10 protein-coding genes are annotated in these 11,005 nt (G+C 71.6%); 3 read left to right on the forward strand and 7 right to left on the reverse strand.

The window, feature by feature from the left end; genetic code table 11:
* On the forward strand, window positions 1–1,299 hold a 1,299-nt coding region (locus AB0M46_RS49795; protein WP_363348499.1), incomplete at its 5' end, for a branched-chain amino acid ABC transporter substrate-binding protein.
* Between the two features lie 310 nt (window positions 1,300–1,609).
* On the opposite strand, the gene rny is transcribed toward AB0M46_RS49795, so the two are convergent.
* The 7 genes from rny to dhaM form a co-directional block, all read right to left on the reverse strand.
* Complete coding sequence (rny, locus tag AB0M46_RS49800) at window positions 1,610–3,358, reverse strand: ribonuclease Y (protein WP_363348516.1); 1,749 nt, start codon at window positions 3,356–3,358, stop codon at window positions 1,610–1,612.
* Between the two features lie 1,275 nt (window positions 3,359–4,633).
* On the reverse strand, window positions 4,634–5,278 hold the full coding sequence (recX, locus tag AB0M46_RS49805) for a recombination regulator RecX (protein ID WP_363348501.1): 645 nt from the start codon (window positions 5,276–5,278) through the stop codon (window positions 4,634–4,636).
* Window positions 5,279–6,291: 1,013 nt separating this feature from the next.
* Window positions 6,292–7,341, reverse strand: coding sequence for a recombinase RecA (recA, locus tag AB0M46_RS49810; RefSeq protein WP_363348503.1), 1,050 nt, complete (start codon window positions 7,339–7,341; stop codon window positions 6,292–6,294).
* Between the two features lie 157 nt (window positions 7,342–7,498).
* Window positions 7,499–7,699: a DUF3046 domain-containing protein gene (locus AB0M46_RS49815; RefSeq protein ID WP_344618693.1), complete on the reverse strand. Its 201-nt coding sequence runs from the start codon at window positions 7,697–7,699 to the stop codon at window positions 7,499–7,501.
* Between the two features lie 10 nt (window positions 7,700–7,709).
* Window positions 7,710–8,954, reverse strand: a complete 1,245-nt coding sequence (locus AB0M46_RS49820) for an MFS transporter (RefSeq protein WP_363348506.1) — start codon at window positions 8,952–8,954, stop codon at window positions 7,710–7,712.
* Window positions 8,944–9,198 (reverse strand): HPr family phosphocarrier protein, encoded by a 255-nt coding sequence (locus AB0M46_RS49825; protein ID WP_363348508.1) that lies wholly within the window; start codon window positions 9,196–9,198, stop codon window positions 8,944–8,946. Before AB0M46_RS49825 ends, AB0M46_RS49820 begins: the two co-directional genes overlap by 11 nt.
* Window positions 9,182–9,574 (reverse strand): dihydroxyacetone kinase phosphoryl donor subunit DhaM, encoded by a 393-nt coding sequence (gene dhaM / locus AB0M46_RS49830; protein WP_363348510.1) that lies wholly within the window; start codon window positions 9,572–9,574, stop codon window positions 9,182–9,184. The genes AB0M46_RS49825 and dhaM overlap by 17 nt, the downstream gene beginning before the upstream one ends.
* A gap of 18 nt (window positions 9,575–9,592) precedes the next feature.
* Here dhaM and dhaK point away from each other — a divergent pair, with 18 nt between their 5' ends.
* Together dhaK and AB0M46_RS49840 are read left to right on the forward strand one after the other, a co-directional pair.
* A complete protein-coding gene (gene dhaK, locus AB0M46_RS49835; protein ID WP_363348512.1) occupies window positions 9,593–10,588 on the forward strand; it encodes a dihydroxyacetone kinase subunit DhaK in 996 nt (331 codons plus the stop codon).
* Window positions 10,588–11,005, forward strand: a 418-nt coding sequence (locus AB0M46_RS49840; protein ID WP_363348514.1) for a DAK2 domain-containing protein, incomplete at its 3' end; no start/stop codon positions are given. The genes dhaK and AB0M46_RS49840, both read left to right, overlap by 1 nt.

Below are 11,005 nucleotides of genomic sequence, written 5' to 3' on the forward strand. Positions count from 1 at the left end.
GCCCAGCCCGTCGGCTACCCGCAGCATCCGGCCTCCGGGGTGCCGGCGAGCCCGGCGCCGGCCTGGACGCCGGCTCCCGCGGTACCGGAGCGCAGAAATGGACGCGGAGGACTCATCGCGGCCATCGGCGGGGGCACGCTGGCCCTGCTGCTGGTGGTCGGCGGCATCGTCTGGGCGCTCAACCGCCCCGGCCACGACAACGGCGGCGGGGGCGACGGCGGCCCGTCCGGCAACCCCGTGGCGGCAGCGTCCCCGGCCTGCGGCCACAAGATCGGCTTCCTCGGCCCGACCGGCGCCGACTACAGCGACGGCGTCATGATGCGCAACAGCGTGAAGCTCGCCATCGACGACTTCAACAGCAAGAACCCGAACTGCCACGTCGACTTCAAGGAGTTCGACACCGCGGACACCGAGGAAGGCGCGAAGACCAAGGCGCAGCAGGCCATCGACGACCAGGAGGTCATCGGCGTGGTCGGCCCGATGTACGAGAAGGAGATCCTGGCCGCCGGCAGCCTGCTGGACAAGGCGAGCCTGCCGATGATCACGCCCTTCGCCGCGGACGAGAAGCTCGCCACGAACGGCTGGGCCACGTTCCACCGGGTGATCGCCTCCGACGTGGAGCAGGCCCGGGCCGGCGCTCGCTACCTGAAGAACACGCTGAAGGCCAAGAAGACCGCCATCGTGTACGACGACTCGGAGTTCGGCACCATCGGGCGCCAGCAGGTCTCCAACGAACTGGGCGGCGCCACCGGCACGACGGTCTCGATCCGCGAATCGGACACGGACCTCACCTCGGCGGCCAAGACGGTGGCCGACTCGAAGCCCGACGCCGTCTACTTCGCCGGCCAGTCCGACGACGGCATCGTCTTCATGAAGGCGCTGCGGGCCGTGGCCCCCAGCCTGCCGGTGGTCGGCGCGGACAAGCTCTTCACCGTGGACTTCGTGACCAAGACCGAGGGCAAGGCCGAGGGCGTGGTCGTCACCTGCCCGTGCGTCCCGTCGCTCGACGCGGGGGCCGACTTCGCCTCGAAGTACCGGGGCGCCTACAACCAGCCGTCCAGCTACTACGGCCCGGAGGCCTACGACGCCGCGGGCGTCTACCTGGCCGGCTTCGCGGCAGGCAAGGGCACCCGCGAGGAGATGCTGAAGTTCATGGCCACCTACAACGGCAAGGGCGCCGCGACCGGGCGGCAGATCAAGTTCAACGGCAGCGGGAACCTGTCCGCCACCGACCAGGTGATCTGGGCCTACAAGGTGCAGGGCCAGTACATGGCCAAGGACGTGGTCATCGGCGGCTGATCCGCACCGCATGAGGGCCCGTCCTCCGAGGAGGCGGGCCCTTTCTGTGGGGTCACTCTCCCCGATTCCCGACATGTCGGGCGCTGGCGCGCCACGACATGTCGGATTTATACCCCGCCGGGTGGCAACTACGGCAAAGATTGCGCCCAAGCGACATGTCCGGCTTATGCCCTGCCAGGTTATAAGTCCGGTAAGTCGTGGCGCCAGCGCCCGACTTATCGGGTTGATCTTGGCCTGGCAGAGAGACCGTTTCGCCCAGTCTGGCTCGATCAGGATCGACCCAGACCAGGCGTTGACGCACGCCAGGCTCTTAGCGAGCGATCTCGGTGACCCTGGACTCCCGCACGACGGTGACGCGGATCTGGCCCGGGTAGGTCAGCTCCTCCTCGATCTGCTTCGCCACGTCGCGGGCCAGCACCGCCGCCCCGATGTCGTCGACGTCGTCCGGCCGGACCATGACCCGGATCTCGCGCCCTGCCTGCATCGCGAAGACCTTCTCGACGCCCGACTTGCCGCCGGCGATCTCCTCGATGCGCTCGAGTCGCTTGACGTACGCCTCCAGGCTCTCCCGCCGCGCCCCCGGGCGGCCGCCGGAGCAGGCGTCCGAGGCCTGGGTGAGGACGGCCTCGATGGTCTGCGGCAGCACCTCGTTGTGGTGCGCCTCGATCGCGTGGACGACCTCGTCGTGCTCGCCGTACTTGCGGGCGACGTCGGCGCCGATCAGCGCGTGGCTCCCCTCGACCTCGTGGGTGAGCGCCTTGCCGATGTCGTGCAGGAACGCGCAGCGCTTGATGAGCGCGGGGTCGAGGCGCAACTCGGCGGCCATGATGCCGGCGATGTGCGCGGTCTCGACGAGGTGCTTGAGGACGTTCTGGCCATAGGACGTGCGGTACCGCAGCCGCCCCAGCAGCGTCATCAGCTCGGGGTGCAGGTCGGTGATGCCGACCTCGACCAGGGCGTCCTCGGCGGCCCGGTGGCACAGCCGCTCGACCTCGTGCTTGGCCTGCTCGAAGACCTCCTCGATGCGGTGCGGGTGGATGCGCCCGTCGAGCACCAGCTTCTCGAGGGTGAGGCGGCCGATCTCGCGCCGCACCGGGTCGAAGCAGGACAGCAGCACCGCCTCCGGCGTGTCGTCGATGATCAGGTTGACCCCGGTCGTCGACTCGAACGCGCGGATGTTGCGCCCCTCGCGGCCGATGATCCGGCCCTTCATCTCGTCGCTGGGCAGGTGCAGGACGCTGACCACGCTCTCCGCGGTCTGCTCGCTGGCGACCCGCTGGATGGCGTCGACGACGATGTGCCGGGCCCGCTGCTCGGCCGTGTTGCGCGCGTCGTTCTCGATGTCCCGCACGAGCAGCGCCGCCTCGCGCTTGGCCTGCGCCTCGATCCCCTCGACGACCTCGACGCGGGCCGCTTCGGCGGTCAGCCCGGCGACCCGCTCGAGCTCCTCGCGGTGGCGCTCCTCGCCCTCGGCGAGCTCGCCCTCCCTGCGGGTGAAGGATGCTTCACGTTCCAAAAGATCCGCTTCGGTACCGCTGATTCGCCGGTCCCGCTCCGCCAGCCGCTCGGCCTCCTCGGCCAGCAACCGCTCCCGCTCGTCGAGCCGGCGCTGCCGGCGCTCCGCGTCCTGCGACTGCTCCTTCGCCACCGCCGTGAGCTGGTTGACCTCCCGCTCCCCGGCCCGCCGGGCGGCCGCGCGGGCCTGCTCGGCGTCGGCCTCGGCCTGCCGGTGCGCGCGCTCCAGCAGCGAGTCGGCCTCGGCCCGGGCCCCGTCGATGATCCGCCGCGCCTCCGACCGCGCGGAGCTCGCCTCCGCCTTGGCCGCCGCCGCCTCGGTGCGCGCCGCGGCGGCCGCCGCCCGCGCCTCGTCGACGGCCGCGGTGGCGTCCTCGGCCGCGGTACGCAGCGACGCCAGCGAGTGCTCCTGCCGGTCCTTCTCGGCGAGGAAGGCGGGATCGTCCCCGGCCGGCACGGCGGCGGGCACGCCGGCCCCGAGCCGCCGGATCGCCTTCAGCGCGACCACGAGCGCCACCACCACGACGCCGGCGAGGAACGTCATCGCCACCGTCAGCGCGATCTGAAACCCGGTCACGCCGCCACCTCACAGGCTGCCGCACGGTGCCCGCCCGCCCGGAACCCAGCCGACGCTCTGTTCACAACCACCGCCCTGTTCGCACGGGCGGTCCCGCCCCGATTGCCACAGTACTTGGACCGGCGGCCCGGGTTAGCCGCTCGACCTCGAACCCATGTCCGCGCATCGGTTCCGGGGCAAGGTCACCGTCGTCGCCACCTGTGTCCGGCGCCGCCCCGGCCCCGCCGTGGCGCCCCCGCCCAGCGGCGGCCTCCACCCCCGTCAGGCCGCCGGGGCTTTCGGATTCGCAGAGGATGACACGGGCGTACTCCGTCACGACGTCACCTCGCTCCGCTCAGGCGCCGCGCATCCTGCGACGGCGGGTGATGTGGAGGAGACGCCCGACCACAGCAAATCAAGGGATGTCGATATTGAGGCCTAGAAAGGCCCCACTGCTGGGTCGCCGCTAGCGCCGACACCTCCCGCAAGGCGTGGCGCTCATATCCGCTATGAACCTTGGTAAATGTTGCTGACCTGTGATGCGATCTATGTTGTGCGGTAAACCCGCGGTGGTTGGGCGGTCTCCATCTGGTAACGCCGAGGCTAGGTCGTGAAGGGCGCTTCGGTCAAGGACTCATGATCGGGCACCATACGGGACGTACGCCCGTCAAGTACCCTCGCCTGCCAAAACAGTCCAGCAGCAACATTTGGGCGGATGTTTCCGGCATGTCGGTCGCGATGCCGCTCCCATGGTCAACAGCCCGTGACCCAGCGATCGACACAGCGCTTCGCCGGGCCGTCGCTCGACCGCAACCATTCCACCACAGACCGTATCGGAGACCAACAGCGGCATCGACACCCGTCACGCCAGGCCGTCCCTTATGCCCCGATAACCGCACGTCAGACGCACTGAGTCAGATCGCTACCTGGCGCCACCCGTCCATGCTTTCCTGACGGACGGCTCGGACAGCACACGCGGCACTGAAGCGGGGCGGGCCGGGGAGCCCTGCGCGGTGCACGAAGGCGCGGGCGCGGAGACGTGAGACTCAGAGTCGTGAGGCCCGAGCCATGGGCCCTGGAGACATAGGGCAAGCGACGTGAGGCGCGATTTGCCGGGTTGCTCTGGGCCCTCCGCGGGCGGGACATGCAGCGCCGGAAGCCTGATTCCCGGGGCGGCGGGCGCGCCGAGTGCTGACCCCGGGACGGCGGGCGCGCGAGTGCTGACCCCGAGGCGAGCGGGCCGGTCGTGGACGCGCCGGCGGTCTACTGGGTGTCGGGGTCCATGGCGGCGTCGGCCAGGGTGTCCGGGTCGATGCCGTCGGCGAACTCGGCGGCGTCCTCGCGCTCCGCCATGGCCTCCTTGACCACCCGGATGGCCAGGCCCGGCGGGTACCCCTTGCGGCCGAGCATGGCGACCAGTCTCCGGAAGACGGCCTCCGGGGTGGCTCGGGTCTCGGTGCGCAGGCGCCTTACGACCAAGGCGCGGGCGGTCTCCTCCTCGACGTCCGGGGCGATCTGCTCGAGGGCCTCGCCGACCTCGTCCGGGGCCACCCCCTTGCGGCGCAGTTCGCCGGCCAGCGCACGGCGGGCCAGGCCGCGGCCGTGGTGGCGGCTGGCGACCCACGCGTGGGCGAAGGCGGCGTCGTCGATGATGCCCACCTCGTCGTACCGGTCGAGGATCTCCTTGGCGACGTCCTCCTCCACGCCTCGCTTGCGCATCGCGGTGGCGAGCTCAGCCCGGGTTCGGGGGCGTACGGCCAGCTGCCTCAGGCAGATCTCCCTCGCCACCTCGCGCGGATCAGCGGGCGCTGGCGCAGGCGTGTCCGTCCGGTCCCGACGGCGGCCGCGGCCCTCGCGCTTCCCGTACCGACCCTTCGACCGCTCCCCGTCCTCGGCACTTTCGGACATTTCCGATTTGCCCGAGTCAAGGCCCTCCAAGCCGAACCCACCCGAGCTGAACCCACCCGAGCCGAGCCCGCCCGAATCGAACCCACCCGAGCGAGACCTGCCCGAAAAGGAAGGATCCGGGGAAGAACGCTCCAAGAAGGGGCGATCCACGAAGGCCTGGCCGTCTCCGGCGCCAGACCCGTCCGCGTCCACACCCGACGAGCCCAACGCACCCGGAGAGCCAGGCAAGCCCGACGAAGCTGGCAAGCCCGGAAAAGCTGGCGAGCCCGAAGAAGCAGGCAAGCCCGGAAAAGCTGGCGAGCCCGAAGAAGCAGGCAAGCCCGGAAAAGCTGGCGAGCCCGAAGAGACAGGCGAGCCTGAAGAAGCTGACAAGCCCGAAGCGGAGACCCGCGACGACCGGGACGAGGAACCACGCGGGGCCGACGATCGGGCCCAGGGCGAGGAAGGGTCGGAGGCCGAACGGGACGAGGAGCCGCGCGGCCGCGAAGAAGTCCCCGGCGTCGAGGAGCTACCGGCCGCGGCCCAGGGGTTGTCGCCACCCGGGTCGTCCCAGGGCGCAACCGGGGCCACCGGAACGACCGGCACCGCCGGCCCGGTCGGCATCGCGGGCAGCACCGGCGGCTCACGCCGGGCGCGCGGTGCCCCACCAGCCCCACCAGCCCCGGCGGGCCGCCCCGAAGGGCCGTCGGCCGCGAGCCACGGGTTCACCTCGTCGTCGGGTCCGCCGAACAAGGGTTCAGCGGCGGCGGCGTCATCCCCGCCGGCCATCGACACACCTCCGCCAGTCGAGACCCGGTGCCGGCCGAGCGGCTTGGCCCACCAAGACGGCACCGGGGGTCACGGGCAGAGCGCCACGCTCTGCGATCAGGGCGACCGAGCCGCCCACCATCTAACAACCGATCGGGGCGACCGAGCCGCCCATCACCAAAAACCAGGGCGCTCAAAACAGAACACCGGGTCCGCGCGCCGGCCGACCGGAGCCGGCCGGCGCGCCGGGTGACCAAGCGCCGATGTCAGAAGTCGACCGGGGTGGCCGCGGGGCCGCCGGCCGCGTCGCTGGACTGCCCGACGCCGACGCCCAGCTTCTCCTTGATCTTCTTCTCGATCTCGGCGGCGACGTCGGGGTTGTCGCGCAGGAACTTGCGCGAGTTCTCCTTGCCCTGGCCGAGCTGGTCGCCGTCGTACGTATACCAGGCGCCCGACTTGCGGATGATGGTCTGCTCGACGCCCACGTCGATGAGCGAGCCCTCGCGGGAGATGCCCTTGCCGTACATGATGTCGAACTCGGCCTGCTTGAAGGGCGAGGCGACCTTGTTCTTCACGACCTTGACGCGGGTGCGGTTGCCCACCACGTCGGTGCCGTCCTTCAGGCTCTCGATGCGGCGCACGTCGAGGCGGACCGAGGCGTAGAACTTGAGCGCGCGGCCACCGGTCGTGGTCTCCGGGCTGCCGAACATCACGCCGATCTTCTCGCGGAGCTGGTTGATGAAGATCGCGGTGGTGCCGGAGTTGTTGAGGGCGCCGGTGATCTTGCGCAGGGCCTGGCTCATGAGGCGGGCCTGGAGGCCGACGTGGCTGTCGCCCATCTCGCCCTCGATCTCGGCGCGCGGCACGAGGGCGGCGACGGAGTCGATGACGATGATGTCGAGGGCGCCGGAGCGCACCAGCATGTCGACGATCTCGAGGGCCTGCTCACCGGTGTCGGGCTGGGAGACCAGCAGCGCGTCGGTGTCCACGCCCAGGGCCTTGGCGTAGTCGGGGTCGAGCGCGTGCTCGGCGTCGATGAAGGCCGCGATGCCGCCCTGCGCCTGCGCGTTGGCGATCGCGTGCAGGGCAACCGTGGTCTTACCGCTGGACTCCGGGCCGAAGACCTCGATCACCCGGCCGCGCGGCAGGCCACCGATGCCCAGCGCCACGTCGAGGGCGATGGAGCCGGTCGGGATGATCGCCTGCGGCTGCTGGACACGCTCGCCGAGCCGCATCACGGAGCCCTTGCCGAACTGCTTGTCGATCTGTGAGAGGGCGAGCCCCAGCGCCTTCTCCCGATCCGGTTGCACTGCCATGTCCGTCACCCCTGGGTTCGCGGTCTTCGTCGGCGTTCGCTTGGTCACGCTGACACGTTAGGCGCCGGGTATGACAAAAATGGCCGGCGTGAAGCCCAACGAGCGAGAAGAGTACCCGTACATCTGTTCTATCCGCAGGTCGACACGCCGAAAAACATCAGCGTAGGCGGCTGGGAACACGCTCCGGATAGGCGTCGACTACAGCCCGCCACACGTCGGCGGTGTCGAAGCCGCCCGCCAGGGCCTCCTCGATCGTCCGGCCCCCCAGCTGCGACAACACCTGATCATGGGCGATGCTCTTCGCGTACCCCGGCCCGAACACCTGCTCGAGCCGCTGCCAAAAATCCGTCAGACGCACGCCTGCCAACCTAACGGACCGGGCGGAGGACCCGGGCGATCAGTGGCAGCGCCGCCAACCCGGCGAGCAGGGTGAGCACCGGGTACCCGAACAGGTCGACCACCACGCCGGACAGCACCCCCGCCGAGGCCCCGGCCACCCCCATGAGGACGTCGGAGAGCCCCTGCACGCCGGCGCGATGCTCCAGCGGTACCGACTCCGACAACAACGTCGAACCGGCCACCATCGTGGCGCTCCAGCCCAGCCCCAGCAGCCCCAGGCCGATGGACAGACGCCAGGTGTGGCCTCCCGCGGTACCGCTGAGCAGGCAGGCAAGCAGGAGCACACCCACGCCGCCGAGGATGACCGCGCGGCGCCCGGCCCGGTCGGCCAGCCATCCGACGACGGGCGACAGGGCGTACATCCCGGTGATGTGGATGCTGATCACCAGGCCGACGACGCGCAGCAGATCCCCGTGGTCGTGCACATATGTCCCGATATGGACCGGCGTCATGGACATCACGCCGACCATCACCACGTGCCCGACGGCCACGGCGGCGACCCCGGTCCGGGCCCCCGCACTGTCGCGGATGGTCCGCGCCGCCTCCCGCCACACCGCCTTGCCCGGCGGCGCCTGCTCACCGGCCAGCGCCCGCGCGGTGAGCAGCGGGTCCGGCCGCAGCACGGCGAGCAGCACGAGCGCTGCGAACGCGAAGGCGACGACGCTGAAGAGGAACGGCCCGCCGTACTCCGGCATCCCCCACCGCCCGAGCAGCCGATCGGTCAGCGGCGCGAGGTTCGGCCCGGCCACGGCGCCGACGGTCGTGGCCCACACCACGAGGGACAGCTGCCGGGCCCGCCGATCGGGCGCGGACAGGTCGGTGGCCGCATACCTGGCCTGCAGGTTCGCCGCGCTCGCCCCGCCGAACAGCAGCGTGCCGAGGAACAGCAGCGGCACCGAGGAGGCCCGCACGGCGGCGACGACGATCAGCGCGCCGAGGGAGCCGAGCCCGTACGCGAACACCAGGCCCGGCCGCCGCCCGCCGGTGCGCATCAGGCGGGTGGCCGGGATCGCGATCAGCGCCGCCCCGACGACCGCGCAGCTGCCGGTCAGCCCGGCCGCCCAGGGTCCCGCCAGGGAGGAGGCGAGCAGCGCACCCACGGAGACGCCGCTGGCCACGCCCAGCCCGCCGATGATCTGGGTCCCGACGAGCAGTCCGAGGGTGCGCCGCTGCAGCGCGGTGGCGTCGGGGGCAACCGAACGTTCAGTCAGCAAGCGCCGAGACTACCGCGTCCATGGCCTCGGCAGCGTCGTCGCCGGCGGCCCGCACGAGCACCGTGGAGCCCGCGGTCGCACCCAGCCCCATCACCGCGAGCACGCTGCGGGCGTTCGCGATCTTCTCGCCGAAGACCACCTCGACGGTACTGCGAAACCGCGCCGCCACCCGCACCAACGCCCCCGCCGGCCGGGCGTGCAGGTCCTCCGGCAGCACCACCGAGCGCTCAGAGCTTGCGGACATCGCGGGCCTCCACCGCCGCCTGGGTCACCTCGTCGAGACCGGCGCCGGTGCCGGCCAGCACCGCCGCCGCCACGGCGCCCTCCACGAAGGGAGCATCCACGAGCACGGCGTCGTTGGCCACCCGGTCCTCCAGGACCGTACGCGCAGTGAGCACGGCGCTACCGAGGTCGGTCAGCACGAGCACCCCGGCCCCGCGGTCCGCCCGGTCGATCGCCACCAGGATGCGGTCGTAGCTGGTGCCGAGCCCGCCGTCATCGGTACCCCCGGCCGCCTCGATCGGCACCTCCTCCCCTGCCACCTGCACGAGCATGTCCCGTAGTCCGTGCGCCAGCCGCTCGCTGTGCGACACGAGCACGATCCCCACCATTGGCCCCATACCAGGCATGCTATGTGCATGAAAAAGTTCATCAACGACCCGGCCGACGTCGTCCGGGAGGCGCTCGCCGGGCTGGCCGCCGCCCACCCCGAGCTGCGGGTCGACCTCGATGAGCAATACGTCGCGCGCGCGGACGCGCCGCGCCCGGGCAAGGTCGGGCTGATCTCCGGCGGCGGCTCGGGCCACGAGCCGCTGCACGCCGGGTTCGTCGGGCCGGGGATGCTCGACGCCGCCTGCCCCGGTGAGATCTTCACCTCCCCCGTGCCCGACCAGATCCTGGCCGCGACCAGGGCCGCCGACGCCGGCGCGGGGGTCGTGCACGTGGTCAAGAACTACACCGGCGACGTCATGAACTTCCAGATGGCGGCCGAGCTGGCCGACGAGGAGGGGCTTCGGGTGGAGACGGTCCTCGTCGACGACGACGTCGCGGTCGAGGACTCCACCTGGACCGCCGGGCGGCGCGGCACCGGCGCCACGCTGCTGGTCGAGAAGATCGCCGGGGCGCTGGCCGAGGAGGGCGCCGCCCTCGACGCGGTGGCCGCGGCGGGCCGGCTGGTCAACGAGCGCTCGGCCTCCTTCGCGGTGGCGCTGGCCGCCGGCACCACCCCCGCCGCCGGCCGGCCGGGCTTCGAGCTGGCCGGCGACGAGATCGAGGTCGGCGTCGGCATCCACGGTGAGCCCGGCCGCAGCCGGCAGCGGATGCGCCCCGCCGCCGAGATCGCCGAGCTGATCGTCGACGCGGTGACCGCGGCCGGGCCGGTCGGCCCCGAGCCGCTGATCGTCCTGGTCAACGGCCTCGGCGCGACGCCTCTGATCGAGTTGTACCTCATGTTCGGCGAGATCTCGCGAAGGCTGGAGGCCGCCGGGGCGACGATCGCCCGTCGCCTGGTCGGCAACTACGTGACCAGCCTCGACATGACCGGCGTCTCCCTCACCGTCTGCCGGGCCGACGACGAGCTGCTGCGCCTGTGGGACGCGCCCGTGCGCACCCCCGCCCTGCGCTGGGCGGCGTGATGGACGAGGAACTGGCGCGGGCGTGGGTCGCCGCCATCACCGTGGCGGTGCGCTCGCAGGCCGATCGCCTGACCGAGCTCGACACCGCGATCGGCGACGGCGACCACGGCGTCAACCTGCGCCGGGGCTTCGACGCCGCGGCCGCCGCCGTGGACTCCCTCGCCCCGGGCAGCGCCGGCGACGTGCTCGGCAAGACCGGCACGACGCTGCTGTCCAAGGTCGGCGGGGCGTCCGGCCCGCTGTACGGCACCGTCTTCCGTGCCCTGGGCAAGACCCTGCGGGCCGGCGGCTCCCTGGCCGAGGGCCTGCAGGCCGCGCTGGACGGTCGGGTCTCAGGGGCTTCGTTTACGAGGACCTTCGTTCACAGGGGCTGTGGTAGTTCGCCGCGCAAGAAGGTCAGGGCGCGGGCCAGCAGGC

The sequence above is a fragment of the Dactylosporangium sp. NPDC051485 genome, assembly GCF_040682015.1.
GTDB lineage: Bacteria > Actinomycetota > Actinomycetes > Mycobacteriales > Micromonosporaceae > Dactylosporangium.